We start from the raw sequence: 18,563 nt of genomic DNA, 5'->3' as shown, positions 1-18,563 counted from the left end.
GATGAACCGACAAATCCCAAACAGGACAGTCGATGACGTCAGTCAGTAGGCGAGTCAGGCTCATCAGCGGAACCACCAGTCATATCTTCACTGTCCAGTAGTGCTTGGGCCGTGCGGTGCCGAGGGCGGTCCGGCCGCGCAGGCAGTAGTCCAGGGCGGCCTCGTAGAAGCCGCGCAGGAAGGCGGTCTCGGCGGCCTCGGCGAGGGCGTCGGCGCCCGCGCCCGCCGGGTCGGTTCCGCGCTCCAGGTGGTAGGGCAGGGCGCCGAGCCGTACGGCGGGCCCGTCGGCGGCGGCGAGGCGGGCGGCGCGTTCCTCGTGGAGCCGGGCCCGTTCGTCCGCGGGCAGGGCGTCGTAGGCCGTACGGGCCGCCGCGTCCCGGCTGGTGCCGTCGGAGTCGATGAACCGCCGGGCCGGATCGGGTCCGGCCGCTGTCGCCGACGCGGCGCCGGGCTCCGCTGGGTGGGCCCCGTCCGCCCCATCGGTCCCACCTGCCCCATCGGTCCTGTCGGCCACGTCCGTCACGTCGGTCACGTCGGTCGCGTCCGTCAGGCAGGCCACGCCCGTCACGTCCGTCACGACGGTCAGGACGGCCGGGTCGCACCTGCGTCGCAGCACGTCGACCAGTTCGTGGTCGGTCGGATCGGCGTCGTCGAGTTCGCGCAACGCGACGACCGCGCCCCCGGGGTGGCACAGCCGGGCCCAGTCGAGCAGCAGTTCGGCGAGACTGTGGGCGAGGCGCCGGGTGCGGGAGACGGAGTACAGCCGGGTGCGTTCGCCGCGTTCGGCGGAGTTGGTGAGCGTGCGCGGTGCCGTGCCGGCCAGGTGGGCCAGGTCCGGGGCGATGGCGACCACGGCGTGCGCCCGTGCCGCCACGGCCTTCGGGTCCCGCTCGGCCAGTTCCGGTACGACGCTGCGCAGGAGCGCGCCGCCGCCCGTGTACGGTCCGCGCAGCCGGCGGTGGCAGCGGACGGTGAGGTGGGGCGTCGGTGACGTGGTCATCCAAGGGCTCCTTGTGGTGAGGTGCGGCCGGCGCGCCGGTCCCGTACGGCGATGTAGCCCAGCAGCCCGAACTGGAGTGCGGTCAGGCCGAGGAAGCTGACGGCGTCCACGACGCCGGAGGTGGAGGCCCCGCCCCGGAAGCGGTCCACGAGCAGCGTGCCGAAGTGCACGGTGGCGGGGAGGGCGGCCCACAGCAGGCTGCCGAGGGAGAAGCCGTAACCGGCCACGAGGAACGGCGCGTACACGCGCGCCATGGCGCGGTCCCGGTCGGTCCACTGCTCGTCGGGTTCCGCGACCGGGCGGCGCAGCAGCCGCCGCAGGAGCGTGCGGAGGTAGGACCGGGTGGCGTTGTGCAGGTCGGAGCAGCGCAACGCGTTGGCCATGACGAAGTAGAGGTCGGTCTGGAGGTAGAACATCAGCTGCCAGAGCAGGCGCAGCACGCAGCTGAAGGCCGTGGCCAGGCAGAGCGCCGGGCACCAGGCGGGGAGGGCGGTGCCGCGCAGGGCCGGGGCGAGGAGGGTCATCGCGCAGATGATCAGGACGTCGGCCAGCATCCCGGCCAGGAAGGGCAGGTAGCGTCGCCTGCGCGGCACGCTGAGGAGCGAGTCGAGCCGGGTCTCGGCGACGATGAAGTACAGGCGGCGGCTGATCCGGAGCGTGGAGGGCAGACCGAGCCGGCGGCCGGCCAGCGCGTGGAAGGCCTCGTGCACGAGGATGCACGGGATCTGCACCGCGGTCATCGTCAGGGGGATCAGCGCCAGGTGGTCGGTGAAGAACACCTGGTGGTAGGAGGGGCGCAGCGAGTCGTCACGCACCATCGCGGCGACGGCGGCGACCAGCAGGGCGACGTAGCACAGCCAGGCCGGCCGGGAGAAGGTCCAGCGTCCGAGCCGTCGCCAGCGCACCCGTGGCCGGACCGGTGCGGGCTCGCCCTCGGCCCGCAGGAAGCCGAGTTCGTCGAGCGTGCCGAGGAAGTCGTCGACGTCCAGCGTCTCCTCGCAGGTGTGCCGGTACCACTCGGCCACCGCGGCGACGGTCGCGCCGGAGTCCAGCATCCGTAACGCCTCGGCACCCTCCGGTGGGAACAGGGCGTACGAGGCGGTGTCCGGCCGGCCCACCATGACACCGTCGTCCTCGTCGATCATCGTCAGCCGGTGCAGGCGGACAACGCCGCCGCCCGATGCGGTCGCGGTCATGCGGCGAGCTCCCTGGGCGCGAGCGGTGGGAGCCGGTCCGGCGTACGGCCCGGCTCCCACCGCGGCGGGTTGCTAGTTGGCGAAGCAGCAGTAGTAGCTGGCGCAGGCCGAGGTGAGGCGGATGGGGCCGGCCTTGCGGATCGACATCTTCTTCATGGTGATCCCTCCTGAGCAGCGATGGACAGCGGTGTACCTCATGACAGCTGACGCGTCTGCGAGTCGCATTCACCTCAGCTGACGAGGAGTCTGCGGCAGGGCTTCGCGCGGTGTCAACTGAGATGAATGAATTGCCCTTCACCGCACACCCGAGCTGGTCACCCGAGGACGTGGGCACGGGGCCGAGACCGGCTCCGGGGCGGGAGAGGACTGCCTGGCCCACGCACACAGGCTCCGACAAGGGGTGCGCAGGGGCAGCTAGGATGTATCCGAATGCGGTACGTTCCCACATCGGCTCATGGAAGGGGAGGGCGCGGATGACCGGTTCCGAGACCGCTCCGTCAAGCCTGGCCGACAAGATCGAGGCCTTGTTCCGGATCGTACGGCGGCCCAACCGGGAGCAGTTCAGCAACGAGGAGGTCGCCCGGGCGTGCCGGGAGACCACCGGGGCCAGCTTCTCGGCGACATACCTGTGGCAGCTGCGCACGGGGCGGCGGGACAACCCGACCAAGCGTCACCTGGAGGCACTGGCCCAGTTCTTCGACGTGCCGGTGGCGTACTTCTTCGACGAGGAACAGGGCAAGGCGATCGCCAAGGAGCTGGAGCTGCTCGGCGCGCTGCGGGACGCGGGGGTCCGCAACGTGGCGCTGCGCGCCGTGAACCTGTCTCCCGAAGGGGTGAGCACGATCAGCGACATGATCGACGTGCTCGCCCGCCGCGAACAGGCCACCGGCGGCCACCGTGACCGTGGTGGCACCGCGCCGGAGGCCGGGGACGGCACCAGCGGCTGACCGGCCGCGACGTACCGCATCGACTGACGCGAGAAGGGGTGGCTCGTGGGGGCTGATCGGAGTGCGAGACGGTTATGGCGGCGATGTTCCCGCCTGGTCGACGGGCTCGATCTGCCCGCCCCCTTCGACGCCGGCGCCTTCATCGCGCTGGTGGCCAGGACCCGCGGCCGGGACATCCAGCTCATGCCGGTCGCCTACCGCCCGCACACCCCGTGCGGACTGCTGATCACCACCGACCACGCCGACTGCATCCTGTACGCGGCGGACACCACGCCCCTGCACCAGCAGCACATCCTGCTGCACGAGGCCGCCCACCTCATCTGCGGGCACCACGAGACCTCCCCCGCCGCCTCGGCCGCCGCCGAGCTGTTACTGCCGCACCTCCCGTCCGACCTGGTCAGACGTGTCCTGGGCCGCACCGTCTACACACTGCCCCAGGAAGCCGAGGCGGAACTGGTCGCCTCCCTGATCCTCAACCGCGCCAGCCGGCTGCAGCGCAGCCAGGACAGCGCGCCGCCGCCCGGCCAGGACGAGGCCCGGCTGCGGTCGCTGTTCGGCGCGCCGCCACCCGCTCCCCCCGGCGACACAGCCGGCGCCCGGCCCGGGCGGCAGCGCCGCACGCCGGACGGTTCCACCCGTGGCTGACCTCTCGGCCTACCTCGCCGCGGCCGTCCTCCTGGTCTTCGCCGGGCACCGGCTCCTGATCACGCGCGGCGACGGGGCCGACCCCGCGCAGCGCCACGTCGCCGGATTCGCGCTCTGCCTCGGCACCGCGCTGCTGTTCAACGCCCGCGCGACCCTCGCCACGCTGGACCGTCTCCTCCCGCCCCGCTACGGGGACCTGCTCGTCACGCACGAGCTGAAGACCGCCGCCCTGACGTTCCTGGTCCTCGTCGCGCACGCCCTGACGCCACCGGCCTGCGCCCCGGACAGGACGCGGCGCGGCAGGCGGCGGCAACTCCTGCTCGCGGTCGGCGTCCAGGCGGTGTCGGCCGGTCTCTTCCTCGTCGCGGGCGTCACGGCCGACGACGCACGGGAGACGGTCCGGGCCGACCGCGGCTGGGCGCTCGCCGCGTACAACGCCGTCTTCGCCTGCTACGGCTGCTTCTGCCTGCTGGTCCTGGTCCGCGCCCTGGCCCGCCACGCCCACCGCACCACCTCGGGGCAACTGCGGGCCGGCCTGCGGATGATGATGCTGGCCGCCGCCTCCGGCGCCCTGTGGACGCTGTGGGCGCTCAAGGACGTCGCCACCGACCTGTCCCGGGGAGAACAGGGGCTGGGCGAGGACCTCGTCTCCGCCGTCCTGGGCGCCGTGACCGCGCTGCTGGCCACCGGAGGTGCCACCACCAGCCTGTGGGGCAGCACGCTGACCGCCCCGCTGCGCTGGTTGCGCGCCCACCGCACCTACCGGGCGCTGGAACCGCTGTGGGCCGAACTGCACGCCGTGCTGCCGGAGATCGCGTTGGGCCGGTCGGCCGCCGCTTGGCGCCGGGGGCCGCGGCACGCGGAGTTCGCGCTCTACCGGCGGGTCATCGAGATCCGCGACGCGCACCTGGCGCTGCGCCCGTACCAGGAGCCGGACGTGCCGGACCGGGTGGCCCGCGCCCTGGCACGGGCCGGCGGGCCGGGCGCCACCGATCGGCACGCCGTCGTGGAGGCCGCGGTCATCGCCGTGGCCCTGGAGAACAAGCGGGCGGGCCTGCGGCAGGCAGCAGCCCGGACGGGCGGCGCCACGCCGGTGCCGCTGCCCCGGACCGTCGAGGCCGAAGCGGCCTGGCTGCTCAAGGTCACCGGCGCGTTCACACGGTCGCCGACGGTCGCCCGCATCCGCGCGGGGGCCGATGCCGGCGCCGACACCCACATCGCCGCGCCCGCGTCGACGATCGAGTGAACTACCTGAGTGTGCAAAGGGGTTGTGCTGACGGACTCACCGGTGGTGCCGCGTGGGCCGCGGCTCCGTCGCAGCGGTCCGCTCGCGTGGACGCACTCGGCTCCGAGCGCGTCGAGGGGCGCCGGCGCCCCGGCGTCACGGGACCCCGCAGGGGCCGTGCGGAACACGAGGTGCTGGTCGCGGCCGGTGGGCGCCGCCGAGTCGCCGAACCCCGCGAAGTCGCCGAGGTGGCCGCGTGGCTGCCCGGCGACCGGGCGTCGATGGCCACCGGGGCGACCGTGCCGGTGGACGGGGGGTGCCGGTGCGTGAAGGGGCCGCCGTCGGCGGCCCGGAAGATGTCGCTGCCGCCCGGAAGACGTCGCGGTGACCGGGAAGGCGTTGCGGCGACCCGGGGGATGTTGCATGTCAGTCACAGATCCCACCCGGCCGGGAGAAGCGCCGGGCCAGGACATCACCATGATCTGGTGGAGATTGCCGAGCTGGTGCTCAAGTACCTGCAAACCCTGGCGTGGCCCGCGGTCGCGTTCGGTGCGGTCTGGAGTCTGCGCGTCCAGTTGCGGGCGGCCGTCGCGCGGATGACGCGTGTGGAGACTCCCGCGGGTTCGATCGAGTTCGCCGCGGAGGTCCGGGACGTGCTGCACCAGGCCGAAGGCGCCGCGACCGGCGCCAGGCCGCCGCTCCCGCCCCCTCCCCCGCTTGCGGACACGCCCCCCGCGGACTCGTGGGGGCGGCCCGCACCGCCGTGGGACACGGACACCGGCACGACGGCGGGAGCATCCGCCGACGAGGACGAGGCGCCGGAACCGGAGCCGGAGCCGGCGTACGCCGCACCGGGCGACGGGACCGCGTACGGCCCCACGGTCCCGCCCGTTTCCGCGGTGCCCGCACCCCGCACCCCGGATCACGGGGGCCACTGGGGGCCTGCCCTTCCTTCGCTGCCCGAGCCGGCCGGGCCGAGAGGCGGGGGCGCGGAGGGGACCGGCCCCACCGTCTCGCAGCGGCTGGAACGTCTGCGCTATGTGCGGGACACGGCCGATTCCTCCCCTCGGACGGCGATCAGGACGGCATGGCTCCTCCTCTCCGGTCTCTGCGAGGACGTGGTGGGTCCGCTCGTGGACGGCAGGGCGTTCGGGCCGCCCCACTTCCCCGGCGCCGAGGCCGGGTTCAGCCTCCGCCTGGAGCGGATCGGGTTGTCGCCCGGTTCGGTCGTCGCCTTCGACCGGCTGCGGAAACTGCACGACCGGGCCGGCACCGGCGACGCCGGAGTGACCCCTCTCGCCGCTCGCGACTTCGTCGACAGCTGCCTGGCCCTGGCCCGCGAGATCGCGGCGCTGGCGAACCGCTGAGGACCGCCGCCCCCGCGTGGAACCGGCCGGCGCTACGGGCCATCTCACCAGGCGGACGGCCCGTGCGCCGACGAGAGGAGCTGTTCGCGATGGTGCGTCGAGTTCGGGTGCTGCTGCTGAGTGCCCTGCTGCTGGTGACGGCTGCGGCCATGTCGACCGCGCCGGCCTCCGCCGTCATCGGCGGGTCGAAGAGCGGCTACGGCCCGTGGGCGGTGCGCATGCTCGTCGACGGCAGACCGGAGTGCACCGGGACGGCGGTCACCTCCCAGTGGATCATCAGCGCGTCGCACTGCTTCTTCGAGCAGGCGCAGCCGATCGCCGACAAGCGGATCTCGTTCCGGGTGGGCAGCCTCGACATGCGCAAGGGGACCACGGTCCGCCCGGTGCCCGGCAAGCGCGTCGGGAGCGCCCGCGCCGACATGATGCTGATCAAGGTCACGCCGATGAAGGTCCGCACGGCGCGCCTGGCCACGGCCCACGTCCGCCCGGGCCAGGTCGTGCGCCAGTACGGGTGGGGCGCCACCTGCACCGGTGACGAGAACAGGTGCCAGTCGCCCGTGCTCAAGCAGTCGGACCTGCGGGTCGTACGGCCGGACGACCCCCGGTGCGACGGCTACACCGCCCCGGGCGGCTCGGACTTCTGCATGGCGAAGGTCTCCGGGATCCCCGCCGGTGGTGACTCCGGCGGCCCGGTGATGAGCATCGCCCCGCGCGGCACCGAAACCCTCCTCGGCGTCTTCGACGGCTCCGACCGGCAGGACATCGCCGAGGCGGGGGAGGTCGCCCGGCAACTCACCTGGATCCGCTCGGTCGTGCGGCGATAGCCGCCGACCGCCTCCCTGTCCGCCCGTCAGATCTACGGCGGTCCCTGCCCGTCACCTTCCCGGCGGCCTGCCCGTCGGTCCGTCCGCTGGTGCTGTGGCCGGAAAGGTCTGCTCTACCAGGTCCGGCGGACGCCGGGGCGAGCGGCGGACCGCCCGGTCCTTCACCCCGGCCGGGCGCGGGCGACGGCCGCTGCACCGACCGACACGGCCGGACCCGGCTGCGGGCGCCCCGCCGCCGCGTGCACTCCGGGCGGCGCCGGCGCGGCGGCACCGGCCGGCACCCCGCTCAGCCCGCCCGGCGCGACCGCCGCGGCCCGTTCCACGACGAATCACCCGATCGCCCTGCCGGGCACCGCTCCCGCCCCGGGAAGCGCCTGCCGGCCGCGTCGTGGGAGGCACCGGCGCGCCTTTGAGCCGATGATCGAAGGAAAGGGCCGGACATGCGGCAGAGCGTGTCATCGGACAGCACGTCGACGGACAGCACGTCGGCGGACCGACCGGTTGGGAGCTGCGCGCGTGAGTGAGGACGGACGGCGAAGTGGAGAACGCCTGCACTGCCTGGTCACCGGGGCGTCCGGGTACGTGGGCGGGCGGCTGGTGCCGGAACTGCTGGAGGCGGGCCACCGCGTCCGCTGCCTGGCCCGCTCCCCCGGCAAACTCCGTGACCACTCCTGGGCGCGGGACGCCGAGACGGTCCGCGGCGACGTCACCGAGGCCGCTTCCGTCGCCTCGGCCATGCACGGCGTCGACGTCGCCTACTACCTGGTGCACGCGCTGGGCACGGGCTCCGGGTTCGAGGACCGGGACCGCCGCGCGGCCCGGATCTTCGCCGAGCAGGCCCGGATCGCCGGGGTGCGGCGGGTCGTGTACCTCGGGGGGCTCACCCCTCGGGGTGTCGCGGAGCGGGACCTGTCCCCGCACCTGCGGTCCCGCGCGGAGGTCGGGCGGATCTTCCTGGAGGGGCCCGTGCCGGCCACCGTGCTGCGGGCGGCCGTCGTCATCGGCTCGGGCTCGGCCTCGTTCGAGATGCTGCGCTACCTCACCGAGCGGCTGCCGGTCATGGTGACCCCCAGCTGGGTGCACACCCGGACGCAGCCCATCGGGATCCGTGACGTGCTGCGCTACCTCGTCGGCTCGGCCACCATGCCGCCGGACGTCAACCGGGCGTTCGACATCGGTGGTCCTGACGTCCTCACCTACCGCGAGATGATGGGCCGCTACGCAGCCGTCGCAGGGCTGCCGCGCCGGCTCGTCCTGCCGGTGCCGGTGCTCACGCCCCGGCTGTCCAGCCACTGGGTCGGCCTGGTCACGCCGGTGCCCGCCTCGATCGCCCGGCCGCTGACCGAGTCGCTGCGCCACGAAGTGATCTGCCACGAACACGACATCGCGGCCCACGTACCCGACCTGCCGGGCCGGCCGCTGCCCTTCGACGAGGCACTGGCCCTGGCGCTGCGGCGGGTGCGGGAGGCCCAGGTCGCCACCCGGTGGTCGTCCGCCGGGGTGCCCGGGGCGCCCAGCGACCCGCTGCCCACCGACCCGGACTGGGCCGGCGGCAGCCTCTACCAGGACGAACGGGAGCTGCCGGTCGACGCGGACCGGCAGGCGCTGTGGAAGGTGATCGAGGGCATCGGCGGCGACAACGGCTGGTACTCCTTTCCGCTCGCCTGGGCGGCGCGAGGCTGGCTGGACCGCTTCGTGGGCGGTGTCGGCCTGCGCCGGGGACGACGCGACGCCGAGCACCTGCGCGTCGGCGACTCCCTCGACTTCTGGCGGGTCGAGGAGATCGAGCCCGGTCACCTGCTGCGGCTGCGCGCCGAGATGCGGCTGCCCGGCCTCGCCTGGCTGGAGATGTACGCCGAGACGGACGGCGCGCAGCACACCCGCTACCGGCAGCGCGCCCTGTTCCACCCGCGCGGCCTGCTGGGCCACGCCTACTGGTGGTCGGTCTCCCCCTTCCACGCCGTCGTCTTCGGTGGCATGGCCCGCAACATCACCCGGGCCGCGTCGCGGGGCGGGAGCGCGCGGGCCGGCGCCCCGACCTGACGCCGTCGCCCCGCACGCTCCCCGGTGCTCACCGGTCCTGCCGGTTCCGTCACTCGTGCCGGTCCTGCCGTCCGGAGGGGCGTCTGGCGGGCTCGGTGCCCTCGACGTTTCCGTCGTCCTCGGCGTTTCCGTTGTCCTCCATGTTCGTGTCGTCCTCGATGTCCTCCGTGGCGGCCCAGGCGGCGAGGAGCTGGAGGGCGTCGTGGTCGGCGGTGCCCGGGGCGGCGCTGTAGGCGGTGAGGGTCAGGCCGGGCTGGGCGGGCAGGTCCATGGCGTCGAAGTCGAGGGTGATGACACCGACGTCCGGGTGACGGAAGGACTTGCGGCCGGTGTGGTGCAGGCGCACGTTGTGCTTGGCCCAGGCGATACGGAACTCCTCGCTGCGGGTGACGAGTTCACCGATGAGCCCGGTCAGTTCGCTGTCGTGCGGGGCGCGGCCGGCCTCGGTGCGCAGCAGGGAGACGGTGGTGTTCACCGACTCCTCCCAGTCGGGGAAGAAGTCGCGGCCGTCGGGGTCGAGGAACTGGAAGCGGGCGATGTTGGGCGTCCTGGCGGCGCTGCCGGAGAAGAGGGGCGAGTACAGGGCGCGGCCGAGGCGGTTGACGGCGAGGAGGTCCAGGCGGCCGTTGCGGATGAAGGCCGGGGAGTCGGTCATGGACTCCAGGACCCGCAGGACGCTCTCGGGCAGCGGTCCGCGGCGCCTGGCCCGGCGGACCGGCCGCTTGGCGGCGGCGCGCGCCAGGTCGTGGAGGTGGGCGCGTTCGGCGTCGTCGAGCTGGAGGGCGTTCGCGACGGCGTCGAGGACTTCCTCGGAGGCCCCGGCCAGGCGCCCGCGCTCCAGCCGGACGTAGTAGTCGATGCTGACACCGGCGAGGAGGGCCACTTCCTCGCGGCGCAGGCCGGGCACGCGCCGGTTGCCGCCGTAGGCGGGCAGCCCCGCCTGCTGCGGGGTGACCTTGGCGCGGCGGGAGGCCAGGAACTCGCGGATGTCGCTCTCGGTGCTCACACCTTCAAGGCTAGGCGGCCTGGAAGTCGGCCGGGGGCCCTGGCAGTACCTGTAACGGCAGGCCCTTCTCCAACCCTCCTGCCTGCTGTTTCCTCGGTAGCGAGGCGTTCGGCACGGCACGGGGCACACCCGGACCCACGCCCCGCTCACCCTCCGATCCCTGATCAGAGAAGGACACGAGGACCCATGGAATTCGTCAAGCAGCAAGCCACCGTCAAGGCGCCCGCCCACTGGTTCACCGGAGACGTCTGGTTCGACGTGCTCTACGCGGGCAAGGAGCCGTCCCGGATGCGGGCCAACATGGTCCGCTTCTCTCCCGGCGCCCGTACCCACTGGCACTCCCACGTGCTGGGCCAGACCCTGCACGTCGTCTCGGGCATCGCCCTGATCGGCACCCGTGACGGCACGGTCCTCGAAGCCCACCCGGGCCGGACGGTCACCTGTCCGCCGGGCGAGGAGCACTGGCACGGCGCCGCCCCGGACCGCTTCATGGAGCACATCGCCCTGTGGGAGGGCGAGGGCGCCGGCGGCGAGGAGACCACCTGGAACGAGCCGGTCACCGACGAGCAGTACCAGCGCCCCCGCACCCGCTGACCGCCTGATCTACCTGACGGGCCTGACGGGCCTGACGGGCCTGACCGAACCGGATACGAGCCGCACCGCGGCGGACCGAAGGGACCATCCATGAGCGACCAGCTGAAACAGATCGGTGGAGGACGCCGCACCATCGGCGACTTCGCGACCAAGCTCGCCGAGCTGACCGACGACGTCCTGTTCGAGGACGTGTGGAACCGCACCGGGCTGGCCGCCCGCGACCGCAGCCTGGTCACCGTCGCCGCCCTCGTCACCGGCGGCGACGCCGACCAGCTCCGCTTCCACCTCGGACGGGCGAAGGAGAACGGCGTCACCGAGACCGAACTCGTCGAGGCGATCACCCACCTCGCCTTCTACGCCGGCTGGCCCAAGGCCATGACGGCGATCACCACCGCGAAGCAGGTCTTCGCCGCGTGAGCCGGACCTGAACCGCCTCGACCCCGCCGCCTCGACCCCGCCGACCTCGGCTGGCCTCGTCCACATCCCCGACGCCGCCGACCTCGGCTGGCCTCGTCCACATCCCGACGCCCCCGGCGCGCTGGTCCGCCGGTTCCTGGAAGCCGCCGTGGCGGACGGCCGCGGTGACGGCCGGGGTCTCGGTGACGGCCGGTGGCGCGGTGACCGCTGGTGGCCTGGTGACCGCCGGGGTCGCGGCCGGGGCGCGGTCCGGGCTTGTCTCAGGGCTAAGATTTCAGCGGGTGCGCGGATACGGAGCCCGTGTCTCGCGACGAAACGAGCCGCGAGGGGATGACATGACTCAGCGCAGGGCGGGGCGGCGGCCGGACGCCGTGGCGGGGATCGTCGAGGACTGGGCGCGCGAGCGGCCGGGGCTGGACACCGCACCGCTGGAGGTGCTGGCCCGGCTGCACCGGGCGTATCTGCAGTACCACTCGCGGCTGACCGCGCAGATCGAGAGGCACGGGCTGTCCGTCGCCGGCTTCGACGTGCTGACGGCGCTGCGCCGCTCCGGGGCGCCTTACCGGCTCACCGCGGGGCAGCTGGCGGCGTCGGGCCTCATATCGTCGGCGGGTGTCACCCTGCGGCTGGACCGGCTGGAGAAGGACGGGCTGCTCGTGCGGGAGCGGGACGCCGAGGACCGCCGTGTCGTCTATTCGCGTCTGACCGAGGCCGGGCTGCGGAAGGTCGACGAGGTGTTCGGCGCGCACCTGGAGAACGAACGGCGGATGCTCGGCGGGCTCTCCCCCGCCGAGCGCCGCCAACTGGCCCGGTTGCTCTCCTCCCTGGAACGCTCCATCGTCGAGTCCGACGAGGCGGAGGCGGCGCCGGAGGCGGAGGCGCGGCGGGCGGAGGCCGGTTGAGCGACGGCGGCTGAGGGAGAGCCGACCTGAGCGGCGGCGGCCGGGAGAGGCGGCCCGACCGGCGACAGGCTGAGCGGGAGCCGGCCCGAGCGGCGACAGGCTGAGCGAGAGCCGGCCTGAGCGGCGGGGGCAGGGTTGAGCGAGGGCCGGGGCGGCGGTGGGCGCGCCGCGGCCGTCGCCGTCACGCCTCCCGGTTCGTCCCTCCCGCCGTGGACTGCCGCTCGGCCTGCGCCTGGTAGAGCCGGCGCAGGCGGACCACACCGAGGTCGTGCTGGTAGAGGTTCTCGCGCTGGTCGGCGTCGGCGGGCATGGCCTCCAGCATGACCCGGTCCTGTTCCAGGACCTCCCAGTGGCGTTCCTCGATGAGGGTCCTGTACAGGAAGTGCCAGGTGTCGCGCTGCCAGCCGGAGACGTTCCGGTAGCGCCAGAAGAAGACGCCGGTGCGCCCGGCGTCCACCGGGCAGGCCATGCCGACGATGCCGAACGGGCCGCCCGGTCCGGCCGACGGCGGGTACGGGATGGACAGGTCGACCCAGTCGACGCCGGTGCGGCACAGTTCGACCCAGTCGAAGTTGACGCCGCGCTGGTCGGTCTTCTCGAAGAAGTAGCCGCGGTCGGTCTCGCGGATGCGGAACTTGGCCGTGGTGTCGCCGTCGTACATGGTGTGCGAATCGTGGTGCAGGAACGCGCCGTGCATGGGGTCGAGCAGGTTCTCCATGGCGTAGCGCCACGGCACGTTCCACTCGGCGTAGCACAGGATCGCGGAGGTACCGGGGTCGGTGAGGGGTTCGGGCAGGGTCAGGTCGGCCGGCTCGGGGTGCTCCTCGTCGCCGAACCAGGCCAGGATCGCGCCGCCGACCTCGCGGACGGGCAGGGATGTGACGAGCGTCTTGCCCTCCAGGTTGCAGCCGGGCAGGCCGGGTACGGAGGTGACCGTGCCCAAGCCGTCGACCTCGACGCCGTGGTACCAGCAGGCGATCCGGTCGCCGAGGTGTTTGCCGAGGGAGAGCGGGGCGCCGCGGTGCGGGCAGCGGTCGGCGAGCATGGACAGGGTGCCGTCGGCCCGGCGGAACAGCAGCCAGTTCTCGCCGAGCGCGGTGACCTTGCGCAGGCCGCCGGGCTCGACGAAGTCGGAGGGCACCACGGGGTGCCACTGGTTGCGCAGGCCGTGGGCGAGGATGTGGGCCACGCTGTCGCGGGTGGAGAGGGTCATGTCAGGCTCCCAGGCGGTGCATCTCGGCGCGGAAGGTGTCCTCGGTCCACGGCTCGCCGCCGGGGGTGCGGACCTGCCGGGTGTTCAACCCGGCCACGACGTCGGCCAGTTCGTGGCCGTCGTGGGTGAAGATCTCCTCCAGGGTGCGGGCGAGCTTCAGCTCGTAGGGGGTGGGTTCGTGGCCGCGGCTCTGGTGCGGGTCGAGGTACGGCCAGCCGGTGGTGGCGTCGGTGGGCATGGGTGTCTCGCTCTCGGTGGGGGTCACAGGTCCAGGACGAGGCGGTCGGAGGCGCACCGGGAGACGCAGATCATCATCGTCTCGCCGGCGGCGCGCTCGGCCTCGCTGAGCAGGTGGTCGCGGTGGTCGGGGGTGCCGGCCAGGACGCGGGTCTCGCAGGAGCCGCAGATGCCGTCGCGGCACGAGGAGGTGACGGCGAGGCCCGCGTTCTCGGCGGCTTCGAGGACGGAGGTGGCGGCGTCGACGGTCAGGGTCACGCCCGAGGCGCGGCACTCGACCTCGAAGGCGGTGTCGTCGCCGCCGCGTGCGGGGACGGCGGGCGCGGCGAACCGTTCGACGCGCAGCCGGCCCGCGGGGCAGGCCTCTTCGGCCGCGTCGAGCAGCGGTTCGGGTCCGCAGCAGTACACCAGCGTGTCGGCGCCAAGGTCCCGCAGGGCGGCCGCCAGGTCGATGTGGCCCTGCTCGTCCTGCGGTACGAGTATCACCTCCCCGCCGGTCAGCGCGGCCAGCTCGGCGCCGAACGCCATGGTGGCGCGGGACCTGCCACCGTGCACGAGCCGGTAGGGCACGCCGTCGCGAGCGGCCTGGCGGGCCATCGCCAGGATGGGGGTGATGCCGATGCCGCCGGCGAGGAAGACGTAGGAAGCGGCGGGTTCCAGGGCGAAGTGGTTGCGCGGGCCGGCCACGCGGACGCTCTGGCCGGGGCGCAGCATGGTGTGCACGTGCCGTGAACCGCCGCGTGAGGACGGTTCGTCGAGGATGCCCAGGCGGTACGTGGCCGGGTCGGCGGGGTCGCCGCACAGGCTGTACTGGCGTACGTGCCCGCCCACGTGCAGGTCGAGGTGGGCGCCGGGGGTCCAGGCGGGCAGTGGCTTGCCGTCCGGGTGAGCCAGGTCGACGGAGAGGACGCCGTCCGCCTCCCAGGTCATGCGGCGGACGAGAAGGTCGAGTTCGTGCTCGCGGTCAGCGGTCATGGCGGTGGCCTCCTCAGGGCCTCTCGTTCGGACCATGCCGGGCTCGCGGGCCCTGGCACGCACATCTGCGGCGTTGTCGTCGGTCGCCGACTCCCCCACGCTCGGCTTCGCTCGCGCGAAAGGGACCCCCATCGCGTCGGCTCCCTCCTCCGCCTTGCAGCTGCACGCACCAGACCCCGCTCCCTGATCCGGCCTGGTCCGAACGAAAGGCCCTACGCGGTCGGGACGGTGACGGGCGGGGTGAACGGGTTCTTCATCGGGCCGAGCGCGTCGAGGTCGACCTCGACGAGGGTCGGTCCGTCGGAGGCGAGGGCCGCCTGAAGGACCGGTGCGGCGTCCGCCTGGGCCGCTATGCGGGCGTAGGGCAGGGCGCAGGCGGCGGCGAGCGGCGCGAAGTCCGGGGTGAACAGGTCGACGCCGGAGCGGCGTTCGCTGTACTTGTCCTGCATGTTGCGCAGCACCCCGTAGCCGCCGTCGTTGAAGACGATCAGGGTCAGGCGGGGGCGTTCCTGGGCGACGGTGAGGAGTTCGCCGAGGTGGACGGCGAGGCCGCCGTCGCCGGCGATGACGACGGCCGGCTCGTCCGGCCGGGCCAGCGCGGCGCCGATGCCCATGCCGAGGCCCTGGCCGATGCCTCCGCCGCGCGGGAAGACGTTGGCGCGCGGGTCGTGGATCGGCAGGAGCCGGTTGCCCCAGGACGAGGACGGGATGGTGACGTCGCGGGCGACGACGGCGCCGCGCGGCAGGGCGGCGGCGAGCGCGTCGCAGACGGCGGCCTGGGGGCCGATGTCGTCGTGGAGGGTGGCGCGTACGTCCTCGCGTACGGCGGTGACCTGGGCCGACCAGGCGGCGTCGGCGGGTACGGCGGCCTCGGTCAGGGCGGCCAGGACGCCGGCCGCGTCGCCGTGCAGGGCGTGCCGCGCCGGGTACACGCGGCCGAGCGCGGCGGCGTCGAGGTCGATCTGGAGGTGGGCGGCGGGGAGTCGCAGCGTGTAGTCGGCGGTTTCGTTGGAGCGGAAGTGGGTGCCGACGGTGAGGAGCACGTCGGCGTCGGCGAGCAGGGCGCGGCCTGATGGTGTGGTGGCGAAGTTGCCGATGACCAGCGGGTGGTCCTCGGGGACGCTGCCGCGGCCGGAGTTGGAGGTGAGCAGCCCGGCGCCGGTGGCCTCCAGCAGGGCGAGCAGTTCCTCGCGGGCGGTGTTCGCACCGCCGCCCGCCCAGATCAGGGGGCGCCGCGCGGAGGCGAGGAGTTCGCGGGCGGCGGCGAGCGCGGCGGGGTCCGGCTGCGGTGCGGCGGCGGCCGGGGCCTGACCGCCCGCGTCGTGCTGGGCGGCGTACTGGAGGTCGATGGGCCACTCGATGCTCGCGGGGCCGCCTGGTGCGGTGAGGGCGGCGGCCGACGCCTCGCGCAGCAGCCGTCCGGCGTCGTACGCGGAGGTGACGGTGGCCGCGTACGCCGACACGGCCCGCAACATGCCGAGCTGGTCCTTGGTCTCGTGGATGAATCCGCGTCCGCTGCCCAGGTACGCCGACTCGACCTGTCCGGTGACGTGCAGGACGGCCGTGCCGGACGCCAGTGCCTCGATCAGGGAACCGGCCGCGTTGCCCGCGCCCGTGCCGGTGGAGGTCAGGGCGCAGCCGATCGAGCCGCGGGCGCGGCCGTAGCCGTCGGCGGCGCTCACGGCAGTGGCCTCGTGGCGCACCGGAACGAAGCGCAGCTCGCGGTCGACCGCCTCGACGAGCGGCAGGTTGTGCACCGACACGACGCCGAAGACGGTGTCGATGCCGAGGGACTTCAGGTGGGCGACGAGGAGGTCGCCCCCGTTGTCGTACTGCCCGTGGTGCATGGGGAGGCTCCTCACAGGATGCCGCGGCCGACTCCGCCGCAGACGTCGATGCTGGTTCCGGTGATGTAGGAGGCGCGCGGGGCGAGCAGCGCGACGACGGCGTACGCGGCCTCCTCGGCGCGGCCGAGCCGGCCGAGGGCGATGCCGCGGTCGGCGGCCAGCTCGGCCTGCCACTCCTCGTAGGTCAGGCCGCTGTCCGCGGCGGCGTGCCGGCGCGTCCACTGGCCGGTGTCGATCAGGCCGAGGCAGACGGAGTTGACGCGGATGCCGTCGGCGGCGAGTTCCCGGGCGAGGGACGTGGAGAGGTTGAGGATGCCGGCGCGGGCGGCGCTGGTGGTGATGAGGCGGGGCTCGGGCTGCTTGGCGAGCACGGCGTTGATGGTGACGACCGAGGCGGCGTCCGAGGCGCGCAGGTGACTCCGGGCGGCGGCGAGGGGGTTGAGGACGCCCGCGAACTTCAGCTCCAGCTCGTCGCGCCAGTCCTCGGGTGTCGTGTCGTCCAGGCGCTTCATGCGGGACTGCCCCGCGTTGTTGACCAGGCCGTCGAGCCCGCCGCCGAAGTGGGTGGCGGCGGCGTCGGTGAAGCGGTGTACGGCGTCGGCGTCGCGGACGTCGCAGGCGCCCGTGAACAGCCGCTCCGGGCCCGCGCCGAGCCGGGCGGCGGCCTTGGCCAGGCGTTCGGGGTCGCGTCCGCAGGTGGCGACGCGGGCGCCCTCGTCCAGCAGGGCGCGGACCGTGGCCAGGCCGACACCGGAACTGCCTCCGGTGACCAGTACCGTGCGGTCGGCGAGGCCGAGATCCATGACGTACTCCTTGCAGATCCAGTGGTGCGGTGGGGGTTCAGTGCATGGTGAAGCCGCCGTTGACGGCGATCACCTGTCCGGTGAGGTAGCGGGACTCCTCGCCGAGCAGGAAGGAGACGAGGCCGATGAGGTCCGCGGGCTGCTGCGGCCGGGAGACCGCCCGGGTGGCGGCGTAGAGGGCGTGGCGCTCGGCCGGGACGTTCTCGGTGGCCTCGACCTCGGTGAGGCCGGGGGCGACGGCGTTGACGGTGATGTCCCGCTCCCCCAGCTCGCGGGCCATGCCCCGGGTGAGGGCGATGACCGCGCCCTTGGACGCGATGTAGTGGGCCAGGCGCGGGGATCCGTACAGGGCCGCGTCGGAGGCGATGTTGACGATGCGGCCGGGGCGGCCCATCAGCGGCAGCAGGTGCTTGGCGACGAGCCAGGGCCCGCGCGCGTTGACCGCCATGAGCCGGTCCCAGACCTCTACGTCGATGTCCTGGAACTCCTTGCCGCCCACCCCGTCGGCGAGGGCCGCGTTGTTGACCAGGCCGTGGACGGGTCCGGTGGCGGCCAGGCGGTCCGCGAGCGCGGCCACCGAGGCCGGTTCGGCGACGTCCAGGGGGACGAACTCCGCCTCGCCGCCCGCCGCGCGGATCGACCCGGCGGTCCGCTCGCCCCGGACGGCGTCCAGCTCGGCGACGACGACCCGGAACCCGTCCGCCGCCGCCCGGCGGGCCATGGCCTCCCCCAGGCCACGGCCCGCCCCCGTCACGACGACGGTGCGCCGGGCGGCCGGCGCGGGCGGCCCCGACGGATCAGTCACGGGTGACGCCGTACAGCGGCGAGTACTCCGGGTAGGTGGGCACCTGTGGCTTCTGCGTGCCGATGATCACGCAGAACAGCGCGTCGGTGTCGCCCTCGTTCTTCAGCGAGCGGGTGACGCCGGCCGGTACCACGATCATGTCGCGGTAGCCGAGGGTCCGGTACTCGACCTCGTCGGGGCCGCGGTGGACGCCGACGCGGACCTGGCCCTCCAGGACGAAGAAGGCCTCCTCCACGTCGTGGTGGGTGTGGGCCGGGCCCTCGGCGCCGGGCGGCAGCAGCATGTTGGAGAAGGTGAAGCCGCCGGAGGGGATGATCCGGTTGTCGCCCTCGTGGTTGCCGGTGGCGCCGGAGCCGACGTAGCGGATCTGCGCCCGCCGGTACTGCGGGCCGGCCTTCTCCTGGAAGGACAGGGTCTTCCAGTCGGGCTCGCGGGAGTCCTTGGTGGCGATCAGGGAGTCGGTGTAGCGGGCGAGGTCGCCGCCGTTGTCGTACTCGGTGGTGGTGACAGGCATGGT

20 protein-coding genes are annotated in these 18,563 nt (G+C 73.7%); 9 read left to right on the top strand and 11 right to left on the bottom strand.

Annotated features, from left to right (window positions below):
• Nucleotides 1–79: 79 nt before the first annotated feature.
• The 3 genes from ACFC02_RS26605 to ACFC02_RS26595 form a co-directional block, all read right to left on the bottom strand.
• Nucleotides 80–1,000 (bottom strand): hypothetical protein, encoded by a 921-nt coding sequence (locus tag ACFC02_RS26605; RefSeq protein WP_376362119.1) that lies wholly within the window; start codon nucleotides 998–1,000, stop codon nucleotides 80–82.
• Nucleotides 997–2,196 carry a hypothetical protein gene (locus tag ACFC02_RS26600; RefSeq protein WP_376362116.1) on the bottom strand — a complete coding sequence of 400 codons (1,200 nt, stop codon included), beginning with the start codon at nucleotides 2,194–2,196 and terminating at the stop codon, nucleotides 997–999. The genes ACFC02_RS26605 and ACFC02_RS26600 overlap by 4 nt, the downstream gene beginning before the upstream one ends.
• A gap of 72 nt (nucleotides 2,197–2,268) precedes the next feature.
• Nucleotides 2,269–2,394, bottom strand: a complete 126-nt coding sequence (locus tag ACFC02_RS26595) for a hypothetical protein (protein ID WP_360968295.1) — start codon at nucleotides 2,392–2,394, stop codon at nucleotides 2,269–2,271.
• Between the two features lie 275 nt (nucleotides 2,395–2,669).
• Between ACFC02_RS26595 and ACFC02_RS26590 the strand changes: the two genes are divergently transcribed.
• From ACFC02_RS26590 to ACFC02_RS26565, 6 genes are all read left to right on the top strand, one after another.
• A complete protein-coding gene (locus ACFC02_RS26590) occupies nucleotides 2,670–3,143 on the top strand; it encodes an XRE family transcriptional regulator (RefSeq protein WP_376362113.1) in 474 nt (157 codons plus the stop codon).
• A 45-nt stretch (nucleotides 3,144–3,188) separates the two neighbouring features.
• Nucleotides 3,189–3,788: a ParH-like protein gene (locus ACFC02_RS26585; protein ID WP_376362110.1), complete on the top strand. Its 600-nt coding sequence runs from the start codon at nucleotides 3,189–3,191 to the stop codon at nucleotides 3,786–3,788.
• Nucleotides 3,781–5,034 carry an MAB_1171c family putative transporter gene (locus ACFC02_RS26580; RefSeq protein ID WP_376362107.1) on the top strand — a complete coding sequence of 418 codons (1,254 nt, stop codon included), beginning with the start codon at nucleotides 3,781–3,783 and terminating at the stop codon, nucleotides 5,032–5,034. The genes ACFC02_RS26585 and ACFC02_RS26580 overlap by 8 nt, the downstream gene beginning before the upstream one ends.
• A 464-nt stretch (nucleotides 5,035–5,498) precedes the next feature.
• Nucleotides 5,499–6,380 carry a hypothetical protein gene (locus ACFC02_RS26575; RefSeq protein ID WP_376362104.1) on the top strand — a complete coding sequence of 294 codons (882 nt, stop codon included), beginning with the start codon at nucleotides 5,499–5,501 and terminating at the stop codon, nucleotides 6,378–6,380.
• Nucleotides 6,381–6,469: 89 nt separating this feature from the next.
• Entirely contained in the window at nucleotides 6,470–7,204 is a 735-nt protein-coding gene (locus tag ACFC02_RS26570) for a trypsin-like serine protease (RefSeq protein WP_376362102.1), read from the top strand.
• Nucleotides 7,205–7,720: 516 nt separating this feature from the next.
• Entirely contained in the window at nucleotides 7,721–9,247 is a 1,527-nt protein-coding gene (locus ACFC02_RS26565) for an SDR family oxidoreductase (protein ID WP_376362099.1), read from the top strand.
• Between the two features lie 49 nt (nucleotides 9,248–9,296).
• Here ACFC02_RS26565 and ACFC02_RS26560 read toward each other — a convergent pair whose 3' ends face one another.
• On the bottom strand, nucleotides 9,297–10,253 hold the full coding sequence (locus ACFC02_RS26560) for a helix-turn-helix transcriptional regulator (RefSeq protein ID WP_376362096.1): 957 nt from the start codon (nucleotides 10,251–10,253) through the stop codon (nucleotides 9,297–9,299).
• A gap of 186 nt (nucleotides 10,254–10,439) precedes the next feature.
• Between ACFC02_RS26560 and ACFC02_RS26555 the strand changes: the two genes are divergently transcribed.
• The 3 genes from ACFC02_RS26555 (at nucleotide 10,440) to ACFC02_RS26545 (ending at nucleotide 12,166) form a co-directional block, all read left to right on the top strand.
• Nucleotides 10,440–10,847, top strand: coding sequence for a cupin domain-containing protein (locus ACFC02_RS26555; protein ID WP_376362093.1), 408 nt, complete (start codon nucleotides 10,440–10,442; stop codon nucleotides 10,845–10,847).
• A 90-nt stretch (nucleotides 10,848–10,937) separates the two neighbouring features.
• Nucleotides 10,938–11,264 (top strand): carboxymuconolactone decarboxylase family protein, encoded by a 327-nt coding sequence (locus ACFC02_RS26550; protein WP_376362090.1) that lies wholly within the window; start codon nucleotides 10,938–10,940, stop codon nucleotides 11,262–11,264.
• 335 nt (nucleotides 11,265–11,599) lie between these two features.
• On the top strand, nucleotides 11,600–12,166 hold the full coding sequence (locus ACFC02_RS26545) for a MarR family winged helix-turn-helix transcriptional regulator (protein ID WP_376362087.1): 567 nt from the start codon (nucleotides 11,600–11,602) through the stop codon (nucleotides 12,164–12,166).
• Nucleotides 12,167–12,347: 181 nt separating this feature from the next.
• On the opposite strand, the gene ACFC02_RS26540 is transcribed toward ACFC02_RS26545, so the two are convergent.
• From ACFC02_RS26540 to ACFC02_RS26510, 7 genes are all read right to left on the bottom strand, one after another.
• Nucleotides 12,348–13,379: a Rieske 2Fe-2S domain-containing protein gene (locus ACFC02_RS26540; protein ID WP_376362084.1), complete on the bottom strand. Its 1,032-nt coding sequence runs from the start codon at nucleotides 13,377–13,379 to the stop codon at nucleotides 12,348–12,350.
• Between the two features lies 1 nt (nucleotide 13,380).
• The gene (locus ACFC02_RS26535; protein WP_376362122.1) at nucleotides 13,381–13,617 is read right to left on the bottom strand and encodes a recombinase-like helix-turn-helix domain-containing protein; all 237 of its coding nucleotides are present in this window, start codon (nucleotides 13,615–13,617) and stop codon (nucleotides 13,381–13,383) included.
• Between the two features lie 23 nt (nucleotides 13,618–13,640).
• On the bottom strand, nucleotides 13,641–14,591 hold the full coding sequence (locus tag ACFC02_RS26530; protein ID WP_376362081.1) for a PDR/VanB family oxidoreductase: 951 nt from the start codon (nucleotides 14,589–14,591) through the stop codon (nucleotides 13,641–13,643).
• A 212-nt stretch (nucleotides 14,592–14,803) separates the two neighbouring features.
• Nucleotides 14,804–16,438 (bottom strand): thiamine pyrophosphate-binding protein, encoded by a 1,635-nt coding sequence (locus ACFC02_RS26525; RefSeq protein ID WP_376362078.1) that lies wholly within the window; start codon nucleotides 16,436–16,438, stop codon nucleotides 14,804–14,806.
• An 11-nt stretch (nucleotides 16,439–16,449) separates the two neighbouring features.
• Nucleotides 16,450–17,241 carry an SDR family oxidoreductase gene (locus ACFC02_RS26520; RefSeq protein WP_376362075.1) on the bottom strand — a complete coding sequence of 264 codons (792 nt, stop codon included), beginning with the start codon at nucleotides 17,239–17,241 and terminating at the stop codon, nucleotides 16,450–16,452.
• Between the two features lie 37 nt (nucleotides 17,242–17,278).
• The gene (locus ACFC02_RS26515) at nucleotides 17,279–18,046 is read right to left on the bottom strand and encodes an SDR family oxidoreductase (RefSeq protein WP_376362072.1); all 768 of its coding nucleotides are present in this window, start codon (nucleotides 18,044–18,046) and stop codon (nucleotides 17,279–17,281) included.
• The gene (locus ACFC02_RS26510; RefSeq protein WP_360968248.1) at nucleotides 18,039–18,560 is read right to left on the bottom strand and encodes a cupin domain-containing protein; all 522 of its coding nucleotides are present in this window, start codon (nucleotides 18,558–18,560) and stop codon (nucleotides 18,039–18,041) included. The genes ACFC02_RS26515 and ACFC02_RS26510 overlap by 8 nt, the downstream gene beginning before the upstream one ends.
• Nucleotides 18,561–18,563 lie beyond the last annotated feature (3 nt).

This window comes from Streptomyces sp. NPDC056160, from assembly GCF_042268205.1.
Taxonomy (GTDB): Bacteria; Actinomycetota; Actinomycetes; order Streptomycetales; family Streptomycetaceae; genus Streptomyces.
The sequence above is the reverse complement of the archived record's forward strand: the minus strand, read 5'-3'. Positions and strand labels throughout refer to the sequence as shown.

Excerpts from the sequence above, each read along its gene's own strand:
- ACFC02_RS26595 (WP_360968295.1), bottom strand. The coding sequence starts at position 2,394 with ATGAGGTACACCGCTGTCCATCGCTGCTCAGGAGGGATCACCATGAAG.
- ACFC02_RS26520 (WP_376362075.1), bottom strand. The coding sequence starts at position 17,241 with ATGGATCTCGGCCTCGCCGACCGCACGGTACTGGTCACCGGAGGCAGT.
- ACFC02_RS26540 (WP_376362084.1), bottom strand. The coding sequence starts at position 13,379 with ATGACCCTCTCCACCCGCGACAGCGTGGCCCACATCCTCGCCCACGGC.
- ACFC02_RS26590 (WP_376362113.1), top strand. The coding sequence starts at position 2,670 with ATGACCGGTTCCGAGACCGCTCCGTCAAGCCTGGCCGACAAGATCGAG.
- ACFC02_RS26535 (WP_376362122.1), bottom strand. The coding sequence starts at position 13,617 with ATGCCCACCGACGCCACCACCGGCTGGCCGTACCTCGACCCGCACCAG.
- ACFC02_RS26530 (WP_376362081.1), bottom strand. The coding sequence starts at position 14,591 with ATGACCGCTGACCGCGAGCACGAACTCGACCTTCTCGTCCGCCGCATG.
- ACFC02_RS26605 (WP_376362119.1), bottom strand. The coding sequence starts at position 1,000 with ATGACCACGTCACCGACGCCCCACCTCACCGTCCGCTGCCACCGCCGG.
- ACFC02_RS26525 (WP_376362078.1), bottom strand. The coding sequence starts at position 16,438 with ATGCACCACGGGCAGTACGACAACGGGGGCGACCTCCTCGTCGCCCAC.
- ACFC02_RS26510 (WP_360968248.1), bottom strand. The coding sequence starts at position 18,560 with ATGCCTGTCACCACCACCGAGTACGACAACGGCGGCGACCTCGCCCGC.
- ACFC02_RS26570 (WP_376362102.1), top strand. The coding sequence starts at position 6,470 with ATGGTGCGTCGAGTTCGGGTGCTGCTGCTGAGTGCCCTGCTGCTGGTG.
- ACFC02_RS26550 (WP_376362090.1), top strand. The coding sequence starts at position 10,938 with ATGAGCGACCAGCTGAAACAGATCGGTGGAGGACGCCGCACCATCGGC.
- ACFC02_RS26555 (WP_376362093.1), top strand. The coding sequence starts at position 10,440 with ATGGAATTCGTCAAGCAGCAAGCCACCGTCAAGGCGCCCGCCCACTGG.
- ACFC02_RS26600 (WP_376362116.1), bottom strand. The coding sequence starts at position 2,196 with ATGACCGCGACCGCATCGGGCGGCGGCGTTGTCCGCCTGCACCGGCTG.
- ACFC02_RS26545 (WP_376362087.1), top strand. The coding sequence starts at position 11,600 with ATGACTCAGCGCAGGGCGGGGCGGCGGCCGGACGCCGTGGCGGGGATC.